This window comes from Candidatus Binataceae bacterium (assembly GCA_035508495.1).
GTDB lineage: Bacteria > Desulfobacterota > Binatia > Binatales > Binataceae > JASHPB01.
This window is the reverse complement of sequence record DATJMX010000032.1, coordinates 66,892-90,119: the sequence shown is the minus strand read 5'-3', so window position 1 is coordinate 90,119 and position 23,228 is coordinate 66,892. Positions and strand designations below refer to the sequence as shown.

The 23,228-nt window shown below is 60.4% G+C and carries 16 protein-coding genes; 5 read left to right on the top strand and 11 right to left on the bottom strand.

Annotated features, from left to right (window positions below; genetic code table 11):
- Window positions 1-10: 10 nt before the first annotated feature.
- The 3 genes from VMA09_11220 to VMA09_11210 all read right to left on the bottom strand — a co-directional run bounded on the left by VMA09_11220 (window position 11) and on the right by VMA09_11210 (window position 3,560).
- Window positions 11-1,228: a CoA transferase gene (locus tag VMA09_11220; GenBank protein HUA34167.1), complete on the bottom strand. Its 1,218-nt coding sequence runs from the start codon at window positions 1,226-1,228 to the stop codon at window positions 11-13.
- Between the two features lie 14 nt (window positions 1,229-1,242).
- Entirely contained in the window at window positions 1,243-2,505 is a 1,263-nt protein-coding gene (locus VMA09_11215) for a CoA transferase (GenBank protein HUA34166.1), read from the bottom strand.
- Window positions 2,506-2,615: 110 nt separating this feature from the next.
- A complete protein-coding gene (locus tag VMA09_11210) occupies window positions 2,616-3,560 on the bottom strand; it encodes an NAD(P)-dependent oxidoreductase (GenBank protein ID HUA34165.1) in 945 nt (314 codons plus the stop codon).
- A gap of 482 nt (window positions 3,561-4,042) precedes the next feature.
- Between VMA09_11210 and VMA09_11205 the strand changes: the two genes are divergently transcribed.
- Together VMA09_11205 and VMA09_11200 are read left to right on the top strand one after the other, a co-directional pair.
- Entirely contained in the window at window positions 4,043-7,303 is a 3,261-nt protein-coding gene (locus VMA09_11205) for an AAA family ATPase (protein HUA34164.1), read from the top strand.
- Window positions 7,304-7,305: 2 nt separating this feature from the next.
- Complete coding sequence (locus tag VMA09_11200) at window positions 7,306-8,154, top strand: SDR family oxidoreductase (protein ID HUA34163.1); 849 nt, start codon at window positions 7,306-7,308, stop codon at window positions 8,152-8,154.
- 4 nt (window positions 8,155-8,158) lie between these two features.
- On the opposite strand, the gene VMA09_11195 is transcribed toward VMA09_11200, so the two are convergent.
- Complete coding sequence (locus VMA09_11195) at window positions 8,159-9,007, bottom strand: class I SAM-dependent methyltransferase (protein ID HUA34162.1); 849 nt, start codon at window positions 9,005-9,007, stop codon at window positions 8,159-8,161.
- Between the two features lie 89 nt (window positions 9,008-9,096).
- Here VMA09_11195 and VMA09_11190 point away from each other — a divergent pair, with 89 nt between their 5' ends.
- Entirely contained in the window at window positions 9,097-10,062 is a 966-nt protein-coding gene (locus tag VMA09_11190; GenBank protein ID HUA34161.1) for an NAD-dependent epimerase/dehydratase family protein, read from the top strand.
- Between the two features lie 5 nt (window positions 10,063-10,067).
- On the opposite strand, the gene VMA09_11185 is transcribed toward VMA09_11190, so the two are convergent.
- From VMA09_11185 to VMA09_11165, 5 genes are all read right to left on the bottom strand, one after another.
- Complete coding sequence (locus VMA09_11185; protein ID HUA34160.1) at window positions 10,068-12,365, bottom strand: hypothetical protein; 2,298 nt, start codon at window positions 12,363-12,365, stop codon at window positions 10,068-10,070.
- A gap of 63 nt (window positions 12,366-12,428) precedes the next feature.
- Window positions 12,429-13,496: a polyprenyl synthetase family protein gene (locus tag VMA09_11180; protein HUA34159.1), complete on the bottom strand. Its 1,068-nt coding sequence runs from the start codon at window positions 13,494-13,496 to the stop codon at window positions 12,429-12,431.
- Window positions 13,493-13,996, bottom strand: coding sequence for a hypothetical protein (locus VMA09_11175; GenBank protein HUA34158.1), 504 nt, complete (start codon window positions 13,994-13,996; stop codon window positions 13,493-13,495). The genes VMA09_11180 and VMA09_11175 overlap by 4 nt, the downstream gene beginning before the upstream one ends.
- Before the next feature lie 217 nt (window positions 13,997-14,213).
- Window positions 14,214-14,972 (bottom strand): hypothetical protein, encoded by a 759-nt coding sequence (locus tag VMA09_11170; protein ID HUA34157.1) that lies wholly within the window; start codon window positions 14,970-14,972, stop codon window positions 14,214-14,216.
- Window positions 14,973-15,005: 33 nt separating this feature from the next.
- Window positions 15,006-17,171 (bottom strand): NAD(P)-binding protein, encoded by a 2,166-nt coding sequence (locus VMA09_11165; protein ID HUA34156.1) that lies wholly within the window; start codon window positions 17,169-17,171, stop codon window positions 15,006-15,008.
- A gap of 225 nt (window positions 17,172-17,396) precedes the next feature.
- Between VMA09_11165 and VMA09_11160 the strand changes: the two genes are divergently transcribed.
- On the top strand, window positions 17,397-17,573 hold the full coding sequence (locus tag VMA09_11160) for a hypothetical protein (protein HUA34155.1): 177 nt from the start codon (window positions 17,397-17,399) through the stop codon (window positions 17,571-17,573).
- 139 nt (window positions 17,574-17,712) lie between these two features.
- Window positions 17,713-19,596: a DNA helicase RecQ gene (recQ, locus tag VMA09_11155; protein ID HUA34154.1), complete on the top strand. Its 1,884-nt coding sequence runs from the start codon at window positions 17,713-17,715 to the stop codon at window positions 19,594-19,596.
- A gap of 18 nt (window positions 19,597-19,614) precedes the next feature.
- Here the strand turns inward: recQ and VMA09_11150 are convergent, their stop codons facing one another.
- Entirely contained in the window at window positions 19,615-21,888 is a 2,274-nt protein-coding gene (locus VMA09_11150; protein HUA34153.1) for an aminotransferase class III-fold pyridoxal phosphate-dependent enzyme, read from the bottom strand.
- 20 nt (window positions 21,889-21,908) lie between these two features.
- Window positions 21,909-23,165, bottom strand: coding sequence for a glycosyltransferase family 1 protein (locus VMA09_11145; protein ID HUA34152.1), 1,257 nt, complete (start codon window positions 23,163-23,165; stop codon window positions 21,909-21,911).
- Window positions 23,166-23,228 lie beyond the last annotated feature (63 nt).

The following is a 23,228-nucleotide window of genomic DNA, read 5'->3' as shown; positions in this document are numbered from 1 at the left end:
GCCGCGCCGCCTAGACTATCACGTAGTCCTTCTTCAACTGCTCGATTTCCTCGGCGCTCATCCCGAGCATCCCGCCGAAGATCTCGTCGTTATGCTGTCCGAGAATCGGTGCGGCGAAGCGCAGATCGCCGGGCGTGCGGCTCATGCGATGCTGCAGGCCCTCGTACACACACGGTCCCATCTCCTTGTGCTCGAGCCAGTGCCAGAAGCCGAAGGCCTCGAGATTCTCGTCATTGTGAATATCGACGCAGTTCTGCACGGGATACGCCGCAATGCCGGCAGCCTGGAGCTTGGTCGTAAGCTCATGGCGATTGTGCGAGCGAACGAGAGATCCGACTAGCTCGTCGACGGCGCGCGGATTGTTGAGGCGACCGGCATGCGACGTGAATCGCGAGTCGTTGTCGCTCGCGCCGAGCACGCTCAGCATCGCGCGCCATTCGTCATTATTCGCCACCGCGATTGCGATCCATACTTCCGCGCCGTCTTCATCGGCAGTGCGATAAGCGCCGTGCGGCGCATAGCGATCGGACCCGTTGCCGCGCGGCTCGAGGACGCGGCCCGACGCTAAGTAATCGATAAGCGCCGGCGCGAGGTTCTGCATCGCGGCTTCATACTGCGCCATGTCGATGTACTGGCCCTTGCCGGTGCGGCGGCGATAGTCGAGCGCGGCGAGCAGCGTCGAGGCGGAAAAGCGCGGCGCGATGAAATCGGTATACGCGCCGTAAGGCGCGCAGCACGATCCCTTTTCGTAGCCCGAGATGTAGTAGAAGCCCGACAGCGCCGCCATCAACTGCCCGAAACCGGGATAGAGCGCGTTCGGTCCGGTCTGCCCCTGCATGCAGGTGGACAGCATGATGAGCTTCGGGTTGATCTCGCTCAGGTGCTCGTAATCCATTTCCCACTTGCGCATGACCTTGGGCGTGAAGCTCTCGACGATGATATCGGCCCACGGCACGAGGCGCTTTATGATCTCGCGCGCTTGCGGCTTGCTGAGATCGAGCGAGATGCCGCGCTTGGAAGTATTGAAGCTCGCGAAGAACTGGCTGCGATTGATACCGGGCTGACCGTCCTTCCATGGCGGCGCGATTCGCAGCACGTCGACGCGCGCCGCGGACTCGATATGAATCACGTCGGCGCCATAATCGGCTAGATACTTCGAGGTAATCGGGCCGACACCGACCCAGGCGAAATCGAGAATGTGAATTCCTTCAAGAGGATACTTGCTCATGTGATTTTCTCCGCTCAGATCGCGCCGGCGGCTTTGAGTTCACCAAGACGTGCCGGCGCGAGGCCGAGCAGGCCGCGATAGATCTCGTCGTTATGCTCGCCGACGCGCGGCGCGCGCGTCGTTGCGCCGATCGGTGTGGCGCTGATCTTCGCGAACGGGCCGGGGAACTTCAGCGTGCGCCCCAGCGTGTCGTGGTGATCGACGTCAATCCAGAAATCGCGTGCCTTGAGCTGTGCGTCCGATGCGATATCGGCAGTGCTCGCGACCGGCGCGAGGAAGATTCGCCGCTTCAACGCTCCATCGTAGATCTCGGCCTTGGTCAGCGTGTTGAAGAATTTCTGAATTGAGCTTTCGAGCTCTTCGATCTCCTGGTAATCGCGCGCAGTCATCTTCATGAACACGCCCGGTATCCATGAAATCCAATCCTTCTCTTTCATCCACGGATAGCCAATCCCCCTCTCCGCCATCCAATCGACGAGCGCTTTGGTCGAGCCGCCAACGACCTGGCCGCCGGCCACGAGGATCGAGATGTGCCCGTCCTTGCAGTCGTAGATCACCTGGCGGCGCGCATCGGCGGAGCCGCTAAACATCCCGGTGCGGGTCAGGAAGTTGCCGTGCAAAAACGGCATCGCCTGCTCGTTCATGAGTGTCCAGACGATACAGGCCTCCATGTTGACGACAATCTTCTGGCCGAGTCCGTCCTCTTGCCTTGGCCAATGCGCGAGCAGCGACGAGACCGTCGCTTCGCCGCCCGCATGCATCCCGGCCTGCGGCAGGCTCATCTGGAGCGGAGGCTTACCCTCCTCACCCATCAGATACATCATGCCGCCTCCAGCCCAGGTCAGGATGTCGGCCCACTTGTAATCCTTGCCGGGACCCTTGTCGCCGAACGGTGTGATCGAGGTGTAGATGAGGCGCGGATTCAGCTTGGCAAGCGCGTCGTAGCCGAGTCCGATCGAATCGAGATAACCGAGCGGATATGACTCGACGAGAAAATCGGCGCGCTTCGCCAGTTCCGAGAGGAGCGCACGCGCGTCGGCATTGTCGAGATTCGCGGTGACGGATTTTTTCCCCGCGTGAAACGCGATCGAGTAAAGGCAATGCTCGGCGTCGCGAACGTCGTCGAGAAAGGGAGGGATCGAGCGCGTCATGCATCCGCCGGGCGGCTCGATTTTGATAACCTCGGCGCCGAGGTCGGCGAACATCTTGCCGCACAGCGCGCCCTTCTCGTCGGTAAGGTCGAGCAGGCGGAATCCCTTGAGCAGTTCAGAAGGCATCGTCGGTCACGTCCTGGAATCGTCGATTCGCCAACGCGTCTCGACAGAGTGACGGCATTGTAACGCGATATTTCCAAGCGTGGGAGCATCGCAAACACCGTCCGCGATTGCTATACGACGCGTTTCGCGAGCCGGTCGCGCTCCAGCTCCTCCAGTTTTTCCTTGAAGCCCGTGCGGCAGACGAAGCCGAGGCGCTCCGCAGCCCTGCTCGAATCGTAAACGCGATCGATGCTCTGGAACATCGTCCAGCCTGCGCGCGCGTAGAGCTCGCGGTACTGCGGGAAGTAACGCGCGACGACCGACGGCGCATCGACGATCAACTCCTCGCAGTCGTTCGCTGAGAATGGCGTCCGCGCGGAAATGATGAAGGTGTCAAAGCCGAGCTGCGGCGCCTTTTCGAGCGCGGCGACGTGGCCCTCGGCCGCATCCTCCACGGTGAGGCGGCGAAATAGAAATTCATTCGCCTTGGTGTTGGGCTCGGACTGTGCGATTGCATGAGTCATGTCGTCCTCTTCGGGAAAGAAGCGCGATGTCCGCAGGATCAGAATCGGCAGCCCGTCTTGTTCGTGGATGACGCGGCATAGATGCTCGGCTGCGAACTTCGTCGCGCCATAAATGTTACGTGGCAGGAGCGGTACCATCTCCTCGGTGATCCAGGTCGCTCGCGAGGCGCCCCCTGCGCGGCCCGCGCGAATATCGCGCGAGATCATCAGCGAAGTCGTCGAGGTAAAGACGAAGCGATCGACTCCGCACGCCACGGCCTCCTCGAGGAGATTGAGAGTGCCCTGCACATTGACTGCAACGAAATCTGATTTCGCGCGCTGCCCGATATTTGGTTTGTGTAGCGCAGCGGCATGCACAATCGCATTTGCCCTGAAACCACGAATCGTCGATCGAACGAGATCACGGTCGGCAATCGATCCAGTTACCTGCGTAAGCGGCGAAGGTACAGGATCGAGCCCCACGACCTGATGGCCTTCGCGAGCGAGTCGCGGCACGAGCGTCTGCCCCAGCCATCCCGACGATCCTGTCACCAGGATTCTCATGCTGCCCATAATTTCAGGACGACTGCTGCGGTGAAATGCCTTCAAAAGAGGCAGCAGATGATTCGAATCTGAACCAAGCTACGCTGGCCGGCTCGACCGAAATAAAAACGAACGAGTATATCTACCGACCGGTAGTCAGTTTTTACCCCGCTGCGGAGGACCTCATTCAGCTCAATGTGGTCGCTCCCGAAACGAAAAATTCGCGAAGCATCGAAGCTTTATTTAGCTATCGAGTATAATATATGCGTCATTTTGTCTGATGCTTTGAAAAGTTAGTCGGGTTCAATCTCTCTGAACCATCGGTTCAGTCCCGAACTGAACGGCTAGTTTCAATATAAGGCTAATAGTTTTGTCCCGGGAGCGTGAGGTTTACAGTGATTTAACCTGATGGTACGTTCTTTGGTCGCTGTTTTGCTGGCCTCCGATTTAACCTGGGCAACCTGAGTCCGCCGAGAGGATTCCGTGGCTTCAAGCTTCCGCGGAGAACAGTTATGAACTCCTCGTCTGATGGCGAACGCCAGAGGACGGCGGTGTTTGCGATGGTCGGCGAATTCTGGACGATCGGATTCGTTGGCGAGACCTTTTCGCTCAAGACCTCGAAGGGCCTGACATACATTGAGCGCCTGCTGCAGCATCCGGGCGACGAATTCCATGCCCTCGATCTGGTAAATGGCCCCGGTTCCTACGTGCCCGACGAGGGTGACGCCGAGTCATCCGCGACCGATACCAATCTCAGCGTTGGCCGCCTGGGTGATTCGGGCGAGATGCTCGATGCCAAGGCCAAGCAGGAGTACAAGCACCGGCTCGTAGAGCTCAAAGAAGAGCTCGATGAAGCCAAGTTGCGGGGCAAAGTCGAACGCGCCGCGGAGATCGAGTCCGAAATCGATTTCCTCGCGCATGAAATATCGCGCGCTATCGGACTCGGCGGACGCGACCGGCGGGCAGGCTCGGCGGCGGAGCGCGCCCGGCTCAACGTCACGCGCGCGATCAAATCCGCGATCGATAAAATCGGCGAGTTCAGCGCCGAGCTTTCTGAGCTGCTCGACAAGTCCATTCACACCGGGTCGTTCTGCTCGTTCACCGACGATCGGCAGAACCCGGTCGAGTGGCGCTTCGCGCTCGAAGATGCCGCGCCGGTGATCGCGCCCGCCGAAACCGCGCCGGTACTGTCGGCGCCGCAGAGCGCGATGCTTCAGCTCGAAGAACGCACGCGCTTCGTCGGTCGCGCCGACGAGCTGTCCGTGCTGCGTGGATGCCTCGAACAGGCCGCCGCCGGCAGAGGCAGTATCGTCGTAATCTCGGGCCCGCCTGGTATCGGCAAAACCCGTATCGCCCACGAGCTCTGCAAAGATGCCGTGAAGCTCGGATTCTTCGCCCTGCTGGGCGCTTGTTACGATCGCGCCGACACGGTGCCATTCAGCCCCTTCGTCGAGATTCTCGAAGCGGCCTCGCGCCTGTGGTCGAAACCCGCGGACTTCCGCAGTGTGCTGGGCGATTCGGCGCCGGAGCTGGCGCGCCTGATGCCCGCGCTCCGGCGCATGTTCCCCGATCTGCCGCCGGCCGCCGCGGACCTCGCCCCCGAGCAATCGCGCCGCATGCTGTTCAACGCCTTCGTCGATTTCATATCGCGCATGCGCGCGCCGCTCTTGCTGCTCATCGATGACCTGCAGTGGGCCGATGAAGGCAGTTTGTCACTGCTGAATCATGCAGCGCTGAGCGCCGCGCGCCTGCCGCTCCTGATCGTCGGCACCTGCCGCGACAACGAGATCGAGCACACCGGTGAGCTGGGCGCGGTGCTGCAAGCCTGCGTGCGGCTTCACGTCCTCGAGCAGATGAACCTCGGCAGCCTGCCGCAGTCCGCGACCGCCGAAATGATCGGCGCGCTCAGCGGCCGCCAGCCGCCGCAGCCGGTCGTCGATGCGATCTATACCGCCAGCGAGGGCAATCCTTTCTTTATCGAAGAGCTTTTCCACCATCTTGTGGAGCGTCGTAAACTTTTCGATGAAGCCGGGGAGTTCCGCAACGACCTGAACTCGGGCGATATCGACGTTCCGCAGAGTATCCGCCTGGTCATCGGACGGCGTCTCGCGCGGCTGCATGAGGACACCCACAAGGTGCTCGACGCGGCCGCCGTCGTGGGACGTTCGTTCACCTTCCGCCTGATGGAGGCTGCAACCGGAATCGACGCTGATCGGCTGCTGAATGCGATCGAAGAAGCTGAGTCTGCGGGCCTCATCTCGTCGACCGTCGAGCGGCCCGACGCGCTTTTTCACTTCTCCCACGAGCTGATTCGCCAGGTCGTGCTGCGCGAGCTTTCGATTCCGCGCCGCCAGCGCCTGCATCTTCGGATCGCAGATGCGATCGAGAGTATCCACGCCGGCGCGGCCGCGGATCGCGCCAACGATCTCGCCTATCACCTGTGGCAAGCCGGCGCCGCCGCCGATCCCGTCAAGACCATTGAGTATCTGGCCATCGCGGCGAGGCGCGCGCGGGCTCAAAGCGCATTCGAAACGGCACTCACCAACCTTCGCTATGCACTCGAACGCGTCCCCGCACTCGAGCCGGGTCCGGCCCGCGACAAGCAGGAACTGGATCTCTATATCGAGTACCTGAGCGTGGTCGGCCTGACCAATCGTTGGACGACCTCCGAAGCCGGAGCGATCTACGATCGCGCGCGCGAGCTATGCGAACGCTCGGGCGAAACCTCCAGGATGTGCCGGCTGCTGCAGGGCTCGGCGGTCTTCCATTTGGGACGTGCTGAATTCGTCCGCACCGAGGAATATGGCCGCCGCGTGCTGGAGCTGAGCGCTAACTCACCCGAATGGGAAGCCTCGGCAAACTACATCCTGGGCTTCGCGCGATTCTGCCTCGGCGATCTAATCTCGGCCCGAAAGCATCTCGAGTACGTCATCGCGCTGCGCGACAAGCTGCCGCCCGGCGCGCGCGGTAAGCATACGAAGATCTTTACCCAGTGCGTCCACGGCATGGTTCTCTGGATGCTCGGTTATCCGGACCAGGCCTCCGCCGCCGCCGATGACGCCGTCAGTCTCGCGCAGGCGATCGACGATCCCTACGCACTCGCGTTCGCCTACACCCATGCCCACGTGGTTGCGATGTACCGGCGCGATTACGCGCGCGCGCTCGAGCTCGCCGACACCGGTTTGAAGATCGCGTCAGACAAGCGCTTCGAGTGGCTACAGACCTCGCTTAGCTGGTCGCGCGAGGCGTGCCGCGTTCTGCATGGCGCCGAAAGCAGGATCGATCGCGTTCGCTCGGCCTTCGAATCGTATTTCGCGTCCGAAGCCAAACTCTACCGGCCGCGAAACTGCACCGTGTTTGCCGAGTGCTGCGGCGTGCTCGGTCAGCCCGAGCTGGGAATGCCGATGCTCGATGAAGCGGTCGCGGCGATCGCGGAGAATGGCCATCGCGAAGCCGAAGCCGAAATGTGGCGGATCAAGGGCACGCTGCTGCTGAGCCTCGCGAACCTGCGTAGCGCCGATGATGCACAAGCGTGCCGGCGCGAGGCCGAGGCATGCATCCGCAAGGCGATTCAAATCGCGCGCGAACAGCAGACCAAACTCTGGGAGCTTCGTGCCACCGTCAGCCTGGCTCGAATCATGGATTCGTCCGGCCGGACTCCCGAAGCAGTCCTATCGTTGTCGACGATCTATCGATGGTTCAACGAGGGCTTCGATTCGCCTGATTTGAAGGAAGCGAAAGAGCTGCTGAGCGAATTGCGCACGCGCGGGTGACCATGGCAGGCAATCCATTCCAACGCCGCGGACGATTATTCGAAGGCCGCCGCGTGATCGTGACTGGCGCCTCGAGCGGTATCGGACGCGACACCGCGACGATGTTCGCGCAGGAAGGCGCCAGCGTCGCACTCTTTGCGCGGCGCGAGCAGATGCTGACGCGGCTCGCTCGCGAGATCGAGAGCAGGGGCGGGCGCGCGCTGCCGATCGCCTGCGACGTGAGCGATGTCGATCAGGTCAAACCAGCGATCGACGAAGTGGAGGAGCAGTTCGGCGGCGTCGACGTGCTCATCAACAACGCCGGCGTGCTGATTCCGTCGCTGTTTCGCTCGGCGCGGCTCGAAGATTTGCGGCGCATGATGGACATCAACTTCTTCGGCGCCATTCATACGACACAGGCCGTGTTGCCGATCATGGAGAAACAGCGCCGCGGCAATATCGTTAACATCTCGTCAATCGCGGGACGCCGCGGCGGCATCACGCTGGCCGGCTATTCCGCGTCGAAATCCGCGCTAATCGCATTCACTGAAGCCCTGCGTGCGGAGCTCTTCGCCAGCGGCATCACGGCATCCCTGGTCGTACCCGCCTCGGTTGACACGCAGATGCTCGACAATCCCGAGTGGGAATCGCGGCGCTGGGCGGTGGCAAACTTCAAGATGCCGCCGCGCCTGGTGACGCTCGGCGTCATCGCCGCGGTGACGCTGGGGATGGCCGAGGTCGAAGTGCCGTTGGGAGTTGTGACGGCGCAGAAAATCGCCGGGCTTTTTCCCGACCTGACCGCGGCGTGGATTGGACTTGGTTCGCGCGCGATCGAAGCGATCAATGAGTGGATGGGATCGCGAGTTCGTTGATTGGCTATTTGGTCCCGATACTCACTCCGATGCCGGGCAATACCTCGTTCCAGTAATATTCCGAAAAACCCGCGTTCGCGAACATGCGGTGAAATTCTTCGACGGTGTAGAAGCTGACGAAGCCCGGGTCGCCCCATTTTGCAATCGGCTCCGAAATTCCATACCAGGCCGTGATGCTCGGATCGATGATGACCGCCTTGCCGTTTGCGCGGAGGGCGCGCCGCATCTCCTTCAAAGAATTTTCAGGATTCTCGTAGTGATGGAACGCACTCGAGCAGAAAATAAGATCGAATTTCTCGGCAAAGACGCGCGGCAGGCGAGCCGCATCGACCTGGAAGAAAGCAGTATTGCCGGCACCCTGCCCCTTTGAGTAGTCAAACGCACCCCGAAGCATCTGCTCGGAAATATCCGCCCCCACCACCTCGCCCAGCGGAACCCGCTCCGCGAGCAGCGGAATTTCTTTGCCCGGGCCGCATCCGAGATCGAGAATGCGTGCATCGTCGGGCAGCAAACGATCGATCAGTTCCAGCGTCTCCTCGGTCACCGGCATCGTGCATGGATTGACCCATGAATCGTACAACTCGGCCAGGCTGTCGAAGTCGCGCTCACCGCGGACGCCGGCCTTCATCGTCACAGGATGTTTATGCCGGCGGCAGAAGAACTGGCCGCCCCCGCTCGCGATCGGAAGCGGGAAGCGCCCATACTCGCGCGTCGAGTAGAGACCAACCGATTTGATCATCTGCGCCGGATACAGAATCGAAAGTGCGATCGGCCAGAGGCCTATCGACATCATCCCGAATCGGATGTCTTCGTCGCTCAGATCGCGTGGAATATGGGGCGGCTTCGAGCTCACATGATTTCCCGGCTGGTTACTTAAATTGATGTTTACTACTATCTCAGCATAAGGAATGGGGAGATGAATCCGCAACCGACAATTTGTCTATGAAAGCCCTGGTACTCGGCGCGACTGGACATATCGGCAATGCCGTTGTGCGCGAGCTGCTCGATCGCGGCTACCACGTGACCGCGGCGTATCGCCAGCCGGGACCGCGTCCCAACTTGCAGGGACTGCCGGTTGATCGCCGACCCGGCGACCAGGATTCGCCCGGTCAGATCGAGCGTTGGGTCGAGGGGCACGATCTCGTCATCGACGCCGCGACGCCCTACCCGACCAATCTCTACAATCGCGCCAGGGCTGCCGCCGAGCGCAGAACTCACGAACTGTTGAATGCCGTGATGCGGCGCGGCTGCGTGTTCGGATACGTCAGCTCCTTCACCACGCTCAAGCGAGCGAGCGAAGCGATGGAGTACTGGGGCACCAACCTGGCGATGCGTCTCCATCCGTATTTCGCACTCAAGCAGAATCTCGAGAACCTCGTCATGTCGGCAGCCGATAATGGTCTGCGCACGGTTATCATCAACCCGACGATGTGCCTCGGCCCGTGGGATGCGCACGATCGCGAGCTTTGCCTGATACCAAGGTTGCTCAGCGGCGAAGTGCCAGGCGCGGTCAACCAGATTCTCAACGTGATCGACGTTCGCGAAGTGGCTAATGGCTTCGTCAGCGCAGTTGAAGGCGAGCGCTACGGCCAGCGGATGATCTTCAGCGGGCACAATATCTCAGTCCAGAATTTGTTTAGCTGGATCTGCGAGGTGGGCGAGGTCAACTCACCGCAGTGGCCTACCATGCCGATTTCGTTAACCGCATTCACCGCGCTTGGAATCGAGGCCGTCCTGGGAATCGCGCTCGACGATCCGCCGGTAAAAGCGCTCGCGCCGATCCTGATGTATCAGCACGAATGGCTCCCGCCGTGCCCGGCCTTCCAGGAGCTCGGGATTCCGGTGCGTCCGCTGTACGAGACGCTCCGCGACTCGATCAATTGGTATCGCGATATTGACTATTGCTGACGCGGTCAGAGGGTCACGTCATTCAGGAACTTGACGATATTCGTGTTCTTCATTCCGGCGATTATTCCCGGTGCAATATTTTCGAACTCGTCTTCCCAGTTCTCCGGGTACATCCAGGGCGAGTTGCCGAGCCGCCACGCGAGGTTGAATGCGCCGAGATCCTGGACCTGGGCCCGTAACGCCCAGACATTCTTTGGTTGAATGACGTCGATGGTGGTATCGCGCCCAGGCTCAATAGTCTTTACCTTGAGCCCCATGAAACGCACCAGCGGCAACGACTGGTAGCGGTATATTTTCAGCGACCAGGCTTTTTCATTGAAGAACACACCGTTCGGCGCAGCCAAATCCCCGCCTGGACGCGCCGTGAACCGCACGACCTGCGGCACGATTGACTGGAAGTCAGCGCGCTCGGGCAGCATGACGTCCATCACCTGTTTGAATGCGACCGAGGGAACTCGAAGAACTCCTTCGTTGTTGCCCGGCGCATGATTCTGACTCGGCGGATGCGTCAGATCGACTTCGAGTCGAACCAGTTCGCGATTGGCTGGCGTGCCGCCTGCAAAAAGTTCCGGGAGGAGCAGCGTCTTGACCGTAAGGGCAGTAGCAAGTCTGCCCGACGTCCAGTTGTTGCTCAGAAAATCCACATCGCTGAGCAGCGCGGGGCGGCCAAAGACTTCAGCCTCGGTGAACGCCGCACTCTCGCTGTCGGTCAGAACCAGTATCGGCATCAAGGCGACGCCCAGCGGATCGCCGGATGGCTTTCCATTGCGCTTTTCAAACCATTGTACGAGCGCGGCGAACTCGACTTCCTGCTCAACGTCGGGGCCGCTGCCTTCTCCGGTGTTGCGCATGTTCCGCACCAGCATCCAGGCTGAGCGAGGATCCTCGACCAGCCTGAACACAAAGCGATCGTTCTCGAGATATTTTTCGCAGGCGCGATTAAGCCGTTCGGCCCCTTCGGGTCCGTCCAACTCCAATTCGAGCACCCAAATAATGGTGTCGGGCGAAACGATCGGAGTCGGATCTTCCTCCAACGCGCCGCCACCGAAAGTAAGATAGCGGTTTCCATTACTATGCGGCCCGGGAGAATCGCCGCACGCCCACTGCGTATTCTTTCCGCGCCAGTAAAGGTTGGTGCCGAGGCCATAGAGCAGATCGACGTTGAGCCAGTATGGGAAAATTGGCCGGATCGTCGAGGTCGCACGAACATGGCGCCCGCGCTGAGCGTCGGCTGCCGGATCGCCCGTTTCGTCGCTGAAGAGCCCCAGCGAATCGACGATCGGCTGTCCCGCGATACGATGAATCTTGACCACGACGTCGCCAGTCGGATCGCCGCCGAGCGGATTGTAGAGGATGCCGCCATCGTTAAGCCGATCGAGATACATCGTCGATCTGATTATCGACTGGAAGGCCGCCATCTCGAGATTTCTCGCGTCGCGGACCTGCTTGAACGTGATTATGTCGGTCATCAGCGGGCCCATCGTGTCGAGCGCGGAACTCTCATACCTTTGCGGTGCTTCGCGGAAGAATGGGAAAATCGGAAAGCCGGCCGCTATCGCCTCGGCGTTGGCGCGATACATCGCGAGAATTGACTCGATGTCACGCGAGCGCTCGAATCCCAGGATCGGCGGCTGCACCAGCATTTCCCACGCCGACGCCGCGACCGATGCGAAGCCCTTGAGCGCGTCGGGAATCGCGGTCATCAGATTCATAGGAGCCTGGCGCGCCGAAACATAACGCGGCGGATCGCGATACACTTCGATGAACGGCACGTAGCGATCGCCGTCGCGGCCGGGAACCCGCAGCGTCATGCGATCGACCTGGCGCGGATGGTCGGGACGCAGCTCGGGAATCAGCGTTTCGAACTTGACGACGACTTTCGGGAAGCCGAACAGATCGCGGCCGCTCGCGGCCGACAGCGCTTCATCGACATAAAGGAACGGCACGCAGGTCGCGTACTGCTTGAATACCAGCGCGCCATGCTCGACGGCGTAGCATTCCAGTGGAATCGAGAAGCTGATCTCGCGCTGTGGATAGGCAATCAGGTTGCGCGTCGTAACCGAGAGATATGGATATTGCAAAAGCTCGAACAGCACGAATGGGGCGGCCGGCTGAAAGTAGAATGGCGGCGCTTGCTCGTCGTCGATGAAGTTCAGGTAGGAATCGATGAAGCGGCGCAGCCGCGCCATGTCGGCGCGCAGCGTAAAGAGTTGGCGCGTGACGCCGGTCATGATCGAACGATTCTGATTTGTGAGCGGCTGCGCCTGGAGCAGTCCTCTGAAGAAGGGCAGCGTCTTGCCCATGTCGTTTCTCCCGTGCGTCAAGTCATCCGGCGTTTGATCGGAGGTGCCGCCGCGCCGTTGCAGTCAGTTGAGATCGCGCGCGATAACCCAGGGTACGATCTCCTCGAGAAAGCGCTTGTCGGGCGAGTCCTCGAGGTCGGAGAAGAGCATACCAAACTCGTGCAGCGCCACACCCGCGAGCCGATTTGCGATCTGCCGCGCATAGGCGATACTGCCGCGATCGACCATCGTCTTATGTATCCAGCCAACGTCCTTTGCGCTGCGTTCCTCGCGTTTGGTGCTTAGTATCGAACACAGGCGCACCCGATCGTCGGCCTCCAGATGTTGCAGCAAATGGATCAGCATCAGCGTTCGCTTGCCTTCCCACAAATCGCCGCCCCGTTCCTTGCCGTAGCGCCCGTCGTCGCGAGCGAGGTTCAGCAGATCGTCCTGGATTTGGAAACTCGCCCCGAGGAAAAATCCGAACCGGAAAAATGCATCAAGATCTGCCTGCCCGCGAGTGCCAATAAGTGCGCCGACACGAATTGGATATATAGTCGCGAGCCAGCAGGTCTTCTTCAGCACCATTTCCAAATAATCAGAGGTGGTGAGCGCGGTCGAGTTTTCCTGACGCCATCCCAGCTCGAGGGCCTGACCCTCGGCCGTCTCCCGCGCCATCAGGTCAGTCTCCTCGAGGATTCGCAGCGCCAGCTCCGGACCGAGCATACTCATGTTGTCCATCAGCGGCCGTAGACTGAGCAGGCTCAGCAGGTCTCCGGCATTGATCGCGAGCGGAACGCCGTGCAGCATGTGCAGCGTCGGACGGCCGCGGCGCTCCTCGCTTTCATCTTCGATATCGTCGTGAATCAAGAGCGCATTGTGCATCAACTCGATCGCGATCGCGGAGCCCAGCGCCTCTTCGAGGTTCGCACCGAAAGCGCGCGCGGTCGCGATACACAGCGACGGCCGCATCATCTTGCCGCCGCGCTGCGGATAATCGGCGATTAGATCGTATAGATAGCGCCGCGGCTCGCGATGCGGCAGGTAGCGCTGAAGTTCGGTGCGGACGAGAGTGCCATACTCGCGCAGCTTTTGCGGAACGATGCGCGATGAATGCCTCGCGCCATTGCTCATGTGGGGAGCGCTGCTCAATATACTATGAGCTTCAGATAACCCAGGATCTCGCGGATCGGTTGTTTGGCGTCCCACACCGGAGCCGAGTAGGTATCCTTGGCCGTGCGCGCATCGAGCTTGACTATAATCTTGATGCAGTCGCGGTTGATTTCGACTTCGGGCGCATCTATCGAATGCTCATTATTCTCGCCGTCCTTGTCGAGGCCGCGCAACACGCCGACTTTGAGCAGTGAGTCCGAATCGCAATCCAGGTCTTCGAGATCGATACAATAGTCCAACTTGCATTCGTGCTTGGTCACGACTAGTTCGATGGCGCGCGCGCATCCGTAACCGCAACGGCACTCGTTCTCGCCGCATCGCGGGCAGCGATAGCTGCGGCATCGGCAATCGACCTCGCCGCATTGGGCGCAGCGCACGGTCCGGCAGCGGCAATCGACCTGGCCGCATCGCCCGCATCGCGACGGCGACAGCATCGAACCCCATCCGTAGTAGGGCACGAGCGACGAAAGAAATCGCATCGGCCAGTAAATCAGTTGATTGAGATCGGTGATCGGAGACGAGCGGCGATCCGGCCAGCAGGCGCGGGGATCGTAGCAAGCGATAGAGCGAGACGAAGAGTAGTCGCTGTGTCGGCGTGCGCGATGCATCGCAGAGCCCTCCCTTAAGATTTTATGCCGCGAGCCGAGATAACCCTACAATTTCCGCTACTCCGTCACCAGAGCTCACAACCAGTAGTTATTTGCGGCGCTTACCTGGAGCTTCGCTTTTGTTCCCGACCTGGATCGCGACGGTGCCGTAATGCTCACCGGTGCGCGATTCGACGACGGCTGCTGAATAGAGTCCCGGCGCCTGACTATCCGCGATCTTTATCCGCAATATGCAGCGTCCGTTCTCGGTTTCGAATTGGACGTCGCGCAAGTCAGGCTTGCCATTGTTCTGCGCGCGCAGCGGCGGCACCGAAAGCTCGACGCCATCCTCGAGCGGCCGCAAATCCAGCGCAACGTGATTGCTCTGATTCGAGCTCACCTCAACGCGCACCGAAGCCGAGCGCATCCGCACCGGCGGCGGACCGTATTCAGGTTCACGGCGGTTGTCGAACGGCGCGCGCGAATAGGGCGGACGCACGAGACCATTCACCAGCGAGCCGACCACACCCATCATGTCGAGATACACGCGCGTGATCTGCTCGAGCACACCGTCGCTCGGGCGGCCGCTGAATCCCGCGCCGAATGGCGAGCCATAGCCGCGCCAATCGTAGCCGCGCTGCGCGCGCGATCGCGCCCGCCATTGCCCCTCGCGCATCTGGTCGTCAGCCACGCGGTAAGCTTCATCGACGCCGTCGCTCACGGAATCATCACCAAAATCGGTATCGCGAGATTTTCCGGATTGCGGGCGTACGCTCCACGGATCCTCGTCGCGGAACGCCTCGCTGACTGTGCGTTTGGGCTGGTTCCGTTTCGGATCAGGCTTGTGAAATCGATCGCGCTCGTTCACGAGTATATATCCTCGCTTGACTGGCCGTCATGGCTACGGATGATCATAGCCGACAATTTCAGTGAGCCGCGGAAACCCGGAAATCGCATGAGCCGCAAGCCGCCCGGACATCACAGCCGCCTCGACGCAGCCTTGATTGAATCCGCAGTATGTCCAATCCCCAGCTACGCACAAGTTATCGTAAGTATTGTCGAGGGGCGAGATCCGGAACTTGATCGATCCGGGCACGCTCAGACAATAACGGTCCGACGGATTGACGTTCGCCCGCCAGTATTGAGTATCGAAAGCCGACTCGTCGTTAGCCCTGCCCGGGCGATTTGGATGCTGCGGATCCATCAACAGATCGAAGCGAAACCCGTCGCGGCCGACCGCGCCGGGCCACAGATGCCCCATGCTACGCTCGAGGAACTCGATGGCATTGCGCTTAACGCGATAGAGGCTCTGCTCGGCATAGTCGCTGTCAGTGGGACGCGGAATTTGCGCATCGGGAAGAGCAGAGCAGAAGTACGCGATCGCGCGCGGCTGCGTGGTCCACGTCTCTTCGCTGATCAGATGCCGCATATCGGCCCAAGTATCGAAGGGACGCTCGAACGAAGTGACGGTGCACTGATTGTAGCGCCAGCCGAGGTGTTCGACTGGTTTGGACATCCAGATCTGAAACGCCTGGGTTGCGACGGTTTTGCAGTGCTTGACCATCTCGGACCATCGGCGGTCGTGATGCACGATTTCGCCGCATACGTATGGAATCGCGCCGAGGCCGACGCCGAGCACGACGACGTCGAAGTCATCCTTGACGCGCAGCGTTCGCGTTGCGACTTTCCTTCGCTCCCAGTGCGATTCGAAATCGCGCCGCTCGCCCGCAAAGCGTTGTCCATCAACGAGCTGATCGAAGTCGGGCAGCGACGGCCAGCACGGAACACCGCGCACATCGACGAGCGGTTGATACTCGCCACCGCCCTTTATCCGCGCCTGGACGTCGAACTCGAGCGCCTCGACGTAGCATCGCTCGCCGGGCCGCAGATGCTTTGCGAGCTTGACGTTTTCGAGCCGATGAAAAAACTCGAACCTGACGTTGCGCCGTTTCAGCACTTCGTAGAATGGCGCAAATACGATGTCGCCCATGCCGGCGCGCATCTTCCAGAAAATCGAGCCGCGATACGTGAAGAACATCCGCACCGCGCCGCGAATCGCCTGCCCCGCCGCGATCGCCGGCCGCGAAAAATCGCCATCCTCGTAGGCGAACGCAAGGTCGTAGCATCCGCGCAGAAGCGACGATCGCAGCGTGCTCTCCGACGCGCCGTTCATCACCAGGAACTCGCGCATCTCGTACTGGTCGAGCGGATCGAGGCCGCGCGGATCGTTGAGCAGCCCGCAGCGCAACACGCCGAGCGCACTCGCGACCACGAGATCCGTGATTTCCCAGATCCAGCGCATCTCGTCGTCGCTCTCGATCAGCGGGCGCAGCACGGCGCGAGCACTCTCGGCGATCAGTTCGCACAGGCGAACCAGGATTCCCTCGCTCACCAAGGGCACGAATTCGAGCGCGACCTGCATCAAGCCGGTCGCCTCGATCACGCCCGTGATTCCGCCAACGATGCCGTAGCGCAACAGCCGCGAAATATTATCGAGGATAAATTCCGCCGTGCTCGAGCTCGGCTCCGGCGTGGACGTGAATTGATCGGCGCCGTATGAGCCCTGACTCGAACGAAGCTGCGATGCGCTGAGCAAAACCCGCAGCGACTGGAAGCCCCGAATCAGGTATCCGCGGATGCTGAAAGGATTGTGCTCCGACAGCGGGTCGCCGGGGAAACCGTCGGTTGGCGGGAATTGCGTGAGGCGTGGATACCATTTTCCGTTGCTGAGTTTGTCGAGGACGCCGTTGATCGGTTCGGTCACGAAAGCGTCGCGCCAGTCCGCGAATCGGCACTGCTTCGGATCGCGATTCAGCTCGGCGTAGCACTCGCGCAGCAGGCGAAACGCGTTTTCATAAAACCCCATCCAGACGTGGAGGCCGTGCTCCTCGATACGATCGGCCAGCCCGCGTCCCGAGGCGCCTTTGCCGCCGATTCGCCATCCGACCTGGTAAATGGTGATCTCGTATTTTCCCTGATGCTCGGGGCGGCTCAGCTCGAAGGCCGCGGCGATCGAAGCGCAGCCGCCGCCCACGATTGCAACCTTTATTGGTCGCGTCTCAGACAATAACGAAATCCCCCGAATGAAAGTTTAAAGCAGGCTGGGAACATCCAATACTATTGTGCTTAGGTCAAGGGCTCGGATTTTCCAGTAATTCCGCCTGATTTTTGACCATCAAAAGCCGCTGACATTTCTCGTGCCATTGAACCGCAGTCAATTGCGATGAACCGTGCGGTTCAACTGTCTTGTACGCCTTGGAAGTGAAGGTTGAGTCGTAGAAGGAGTTAAACGATGGAAACCATAAGTAACCCCCTGGCGATGCCGCAGGTCGCGACCACTGCCACCACGACCGAAGTCAGTGAGGCTCAGCGTTTCAACCAGCGTCGTTCACTCGAAGAAGTTCCGGGTGCGATCTTTGCCGGGCTGACCCTTACCTGGATTGTCGCTTCACTGTTGAACCTGATGTGAAAAGAAGATGAGCCTCAAACAACAGCAGCGCCGACTTGAATTTCGGCGCTGCTGCACGATCTGAATCTTCCAACCTGTAACCAACTCCAGCCTTTCCTTGCTCGCATGGCCGTGCGCGCCGTATCCTTCTCGCACCGCGATGGCCGACAATGAAGTAAGCGAGCAGAGGCGCGACCCGATCCTCGCCACGGTGCACCGCTACTGGGGATTCGACGCATTGCGTCCGCTCCAGTCCGAGGCGATTCGCGCCGGAATCGATCGCCGCGATTCGCTGGTGGTGATGCCGACCGGGGGCGGCAAGTCGCTCTGCTACCAGGTTCCGCCCGCGGTCGCGGGCCGCACCGACATCGTCGTCTCGCCGCTCATCGCACTAATGAAAGATCAGGTTGATGCGCTCCGCGAGTGCGGCTATCCGGCGATCGCTCTGCACAGCGGACTCGATCTCGATGAGATGCGGCGCGCCGAGCGGGCGCTGGCCGAGCAGCAGCATCACCTGATCTTCGTCGCGCCGGAGCGCCTGCTCACGCCGCGCTTCCTGGAACTCGCCGCGCGGCTTCGCGTATCGAGTTTTGCAATCGACGAGGCGCATTGCATCAGTCACTGGGGCCACGACTTCCGCCCGGAGTATCGCCGGCTCGCGGAGCTGAAGACGCATTTTCCCAAAGCCAGCTTGCATTCTTACACCGCGACTGCGACCGAGCGCGTTCGCCATGACATCGTTGAGCAGTTGCACCTCGACAATCCTGCGGTGCTGGTGGGATCGTTCGATCGTCCGAACCTGCTCTACCGCGTCATCCCGAAAGCTTCCGTCAATGAGCAAATAGTCAGTGTACTACGGCGGCATCCGAAGGAAGCGGCGATTGTGTATAGCATCAGCCGCAAGGATACGGAGCAGATCGCGCGCCACCTGTCGAGCGCGGGAATTCGCGCCGCCCACTATCACGCCGGGATGGAAACGGACGAGCGCCGCGACACGCAAGACCGCTTCGCCGCTGAGGAAATTGACGTCGTGGTCGCAACGGTCGCATTCGGCATGGGAATCGATCGCAGCGATATCCGATGCGTGATCCATGCGTCGCTGCCCAAGTCAGTCGAAGCATTTCAGCAGGAAACCGGCCGCGCCGGGCGCGACGGCCTGCCGGCGGAATGCGTCCTGTTCTATTCGGCCGCCGATGTAATTCGCTGGCAGTCTCTCATCGAGCGCAGCGCGGAGGACGCCGACGTCCCAGCGGATGTTGCCGAAAACGGCAAGCTGCTGCTCGAGGAGATGCGCCGCTTTGCAACCGTCATCGGATGCCGCCACGGCTCGCTATCCAGCTATTTCGGTGAGCAATACGCAAAATCGAACTGCGCGGCGTGCGACTTCTGTCTGGGCGAGGTCGAGGGCGTAGCTGACGGCACTATTCTCGCGCAAAAGGTCCTCTCGTGCGTGGCGCGCGTCGAGCAGCGTTTCGGCGTCGAGCATGTCGTCGACGTGTTAATCGGCTCCGACAACGAGCGCGTCCGCCGCTGGCATCACGAGAAGCTTTCCACTTACGCACTTTTGAAAGATCTGCCGCGCAAGACACTGACTAATCTCATTTATCAACTCGTGGATGCCGGCGTGCTCGAGCGGACGCCGGGCGAGCGTCCCACACTCCAGCTGAACCCCGCGTCATGGGAAGTGATGCGCGGTAAGCGTCCCGTAAGTCTGCTCCAGGCAAAGAAGCCTGCGGCGTCGCGGACTCGCCTCGAGGAATCGTCGTGGCAGGACGTCGATCCGGCGCTGTTCGAAGATCTGCGGATGCTCCGCCGCGAGATCGCGAGCGAACGCAAGGTCGCGCCGTTTGTGATTCTGCATGACTCGGCGCTTCGCGACCTCGCGCGCCTCAAGCCCACCGCGCTCGAAGGGTTGCGGCACATTCGCGGCATAGGAGAGCGGAAGATCGCGGATTTCGGCGCGCGCTTCGTCGAACGCATCGCATCGTATGATCTCAACCGCCGCGGCGCTGGCGAACCCGACTCGGACCGCGGCGGCTCCTGATGCGGTTGTGATTGGCTCCTAGCTGGCCGAAGAAGGATGGAGCAGTTTCGCGACGCTCCCGAAGTATGCGCCAATGTCGGTAAAGGGATCTGTGATCAGCTTGATGAACCAGATGAGCGAGCTGCGCAGGTCGTGTTCCCAGATGAGGAACAACACGCGCCCGAATACCGCGACCAGCGTCAGGATGAACCACTGCTGCGCGATCGTCGGCAGCATCGCATTCAACGCTGTTAAAGAGATCGTGCCGGCGTTCACGATATGTATTATCGGAATGAGTATGTAGGCGGCCACGATTATAGTCTTGTTCCGCGTGTTGAAGCCGAGCAGGGCCTTTTCCTTGTCGTGGCAGGGCGGCTCCAGGATCGCGTGACCGAATTGGCGCACGAAGAGCGCCGCCAGTCCCAGGCACATCGCGAGCGTCAAATTCGTGAACAGCAGAAAATAGCAATAAATGAAGGTGCTCGAGCTTAGCAGGTGAAAGAACTGGTTAATCAGGTTGCTGTGCGAAGCGACGTGATCATCGTGCTTGCGCTGCATCACCTCGCTGTAAAAACCCGTTACGGGCTTGGGAATCTGCAAAATACTTTTCGCCATTTCCTTGATCAGGCTCCATCGCATGATTTTGTCTCTCCCCGGCAGTTCTTCCTCGTTCAGCCACCAACCATCGCGTTTCATGTTCTCCGCTGCGCTCACGATTTTTGTGCGCAGTTCATCGTAGTCGCCTTCAGTAAAATCCAGGCTGCTCATGCATCTGCCCGTCCCCACCCAGCTAAGCGTGACGCCCTCTGCGCGCAGATAGTATTGCAATAGCCAGTTGTAGCGGCCGGGTTGCTTGAACAGCACGGTCCATACCGTACCCAGGTTCATCACCATCGCGGGCAGATCGAGCGTGCCAAGTTGAGTATTGGTGTCGCGAACCCACTTTTCGCAGCGTTGCTTCGCGGTCGCGTAGGTATCCTCGGTGGACGGCTGCGCCTGCCACTTCAGAAACTCGTTCATCGCGCCCATCACGACGGGATGCGCGGAAAACGTTCCGATCACGTACGCGATACGCATCGGATGCTCAGGGTCGAAGCGCCGCATCAGTTCGGTTTTTCCGCACACCACACCGATCGGCATTCCGCCCGCGATCGTCTTGCCGTACACGACCATGTCGGCTTGAACGCCGAAATATTCCTGCGCTCCGCCAGGAGCGACGCGGAACCCGCTGAATACTTCGTCGAATATCAGGGGAACTCCCGCTTGCGTGCATACCTCGCGCAGCTCGTGCAGCCACTGCGAGTATTCGGAAGTTGAATCCTGGGTCTTGCGAACTCCGCTAGTCAGCAGAACGGTATCGCTCGGCGGCGGCATGTTGGGATGAAATGATTGAACGGGATTGACGAGGACGCCAGCGATTTCGCCGGCTCGCCAGCGAATCAGATCGAGGGACGCGGGATTCATGTCCTTGAGCGTCAGGCAATCTGTAATATTGCGCTCGCTGCCGAGGCCCGGCTGCACACCGTCCCACCATCCGTGATAGGCACCGGCGAACGAGACAATATATTTTCGCCGAGTGTTGAAGCGCACCATGCGGACCGCGGCCATCACCGCCTCGGTGCCGCTCATATGAAACGATACTTCGTCGAGTTTCGCGATCGCCTTGATATATTCGATATTCTCGGCGACCACCGGATGCAGCGGCCCAAGCACGGGCCCGAGGTCTTTCACGCGATCCAGACCTTTCTGCATCCATTCCTTGTAGCGATCGAAACCGGCGAGGTTGAGACCATACGACCCGCTCACGTCGATACTCCAGTTGCCGTCGAGATCGCGGAGCTTCGGTCCTTCGGACTGAGTAACGACGGAGCACAGGTCGAACTTCTCGCGCATCAGGCGCATGAACGGGAACGGCACCCGGTTGGCATCGGTGAATCGGAGGTCGGAAAAGCTCGGGCGAATATCATTTCCCCAGGCGATCGACTTGCTGGAGTTAGTTTGAAAGAAATTCGCGAGGCGATTGATCGCTTCGCGGCGAATCTCCGGCCAGCGCCCGCCCGCGCCGTCCGCCGCCATGAATTCCGAATCTGAATAGTTGAGCGAGCCGACTAAATGAGACAACACCCGCGAGAAACTCGGAGTAAGCGAGAGCGCGCGCAAGGTCATGAGTGCGCTGGCAACCCGGCGAATGATGGACGCCAGCGCGAGGACGAAGAGCGCCGCCGCGAATAGAAAATATAGCCACTCAGTTCCGGCGCGCGGATGAAGCCCAGCCCAATCAAGCAATTTGTTCAGGCCATCACTGGCAACCATCTCGTCATTCTCCTCTTCACTTAGAGTGCCAATCCCTCGCGCGCCAGCGGCGAGTTCGAGGAACTGGAATTGCGGACTTGCGCGCTCCAAAGCAGGTTTTCGAATCGCTCGACGACCCGCGGCCAGTCGTAAGCCTTGATATGTTCGCGGGCGCGGCGCCGTACTATCGCAAGGAACTGAGACTCGCGGGCCAGCCGGACCGCGGACTCGATGAAACGCTCCTGATCGCCATATGGAACGGACATTCCAGTTTCGCCGTCCTTGATATGCACTTTGGCGGCCGCGTAATCGTAGGCAACCACGCCGAGCCCGCTCGCCATCGCTTCGAGCGTCACGTTGCCGAAGGTCTCGGTCTCGCTCGGAAACAGGAAAAGATCGGCGGACGCGTAATGCCGCGCCAGTTGCTCGCCCTTACGCATTCCGGCGAAAACCAGGTCGGGATTTTCGTTCTGGAGCGCCGCGCGTGACGGCCCGTCGCCGACCAGCACGAATTTCACCGAGGCTCGCAGCCGCTTCATCGCTCGATAGGTGCTGATCGCGAGATTTATATTTTTCTCGGGCGCCAGCCGGCCGACATAAAGCACTGCAACCTCGTCGTCTGAGACGCCCCATTCGCGCCGGAGCTCGCGCGAGCGATGATCGGGCGAGAAGACTTTATTATCCACTCCGCGGTCGAGCACATTGACGTTGTTGAATCCCCAGGTGCAGAGACGTTCGCGGAGATCGGAATTAGCCACAAGCGTGCAGGCGGTCCGATTGTGGAATCGCCGCAGATATCGAAACACGAGGTTTTCGATCAGACCCAAATGATAATGAAGTGAGTAGGTGTGATAATTGGTATGAAAGCCGCTGACGATCGGAATCCCAAGGCAGCGCGCGAGTCGCACCGCCGACCATCCGAGCGGTCCCTCGGTCGCGACATAGACGACGTCGGGCGGACTCTTCCGCCATGCGCGGCGCAGCACGCGGCCCGCGGGCAAGCCGAACTGGAGACCGTCGTACCCCGGCAGCGGCATTCCGCCGACGAGAGTCACTTCGCAATCGTACAGGCTGCGGCCGCTGTCTGCGGCAGCCTGATGTGGTCTGACCACGGAAACGGAGTAACCCTGGGCGATCAGACCTTTTACAAGATGTTCGAGCGTGAGCGCGACGCCGTTCACTTCGGGAGGATAAGTTTCAGTGACAATACAGATGTGCTGGCCCGCCGCGCGATGAAGATCCGCGCCGCGGTTCGAATGACTCGAACGTGACGAACCGTTGCCCCCGCTTGACCGCATCTCGTTACACACTGGCACCTCACCAACCTGCCGTCGGAGGATCGGGCGAGGTTTATACTAGTC

Bases quoted from the DNA above. Each gene is read 5' to 3' on its own strand.
- VMA09_11190 (HUA34161.1), top strand. From the start codon at position 9,097: ATGAAAGCCCTGGTACTCGGCGCGACTGGACATATCGGCAATGCCGTT.
- VMA09_11220 (HUA34167.1), bottom strand. From the start codon at position 1,228: ATGAGCAAGTATCCTCTTGAAGGAATTCACATTCTCGATTTCGCCTGG.
- VMA09_11175 (HUA34158.1), bottom strand. From the start codon at position 13,996: ATGCGATTTCTTTCGTCGCTCGTGCCCTACTACGGATGGGGTTCGATG.
- recQ (HUA34154.1), top strand. From the start codon at position 17,713: ATGGCCGACAATGAAGTAAGCGAGCAGAGGCGCGACCCGATCCTCGCC.
- VMA09_11150 (HUA34153.1), bottom strand. From the start codon at position 21,888: ATGGTTGCCAGTGATGGCCTGAACAAATTGCTTGATTGGGCTGGGCTT.
- VMA09_11160 (HUA34155.1), top strand. From the start codon at position 17,397: ATGGAAACCATAAGTAACCCCCTGGCGATGCCGCAGGTCGCGACCACT.
- VMA09_11200 (HUA34163.1), top strand. From the start codon at position 7,306: ATGGCAGGCAATCCATTCCAACGCCGCGGACGATTATTCGAAGGCCGC.
- VMA09_11210 (HUA34165.1), bottom strand. From the start codon at position 3,560: ATGGGCAGCATGAGAATCCTGGTGACAGGATCGTCGGGATGGCTGGGG.
- VMA09_11145 (HUA34152.1), bottom strand. From the start codon at position 23,165: ATGCGGTCAAGCGGGGGCAACGGTTCGTCACGTTCGAGTCATTCGAAC.
- VMA09_11185 (HUA34160.1), bottom strand. From the start codon at position 12,365: ATGGGCAAGACGCTGCCCTTCTTCAGAGGACTGCTCCAGGCGCAGCCG.
- VMA09_11215 (HUA34166.1), bottom strand. From the start codon at position 2,505: ATGCCTTCTGAACTGCTCAAGGGATTCCGCCTGCTCGACCTTACCGAC.
- VMA09_11205 (HUA34164.1), top strand. From the start codon at position 4,043: ATGAACTCCTCGTCTGATGGCGAACGCCAGAGGACGGCGGTGTTTGCG.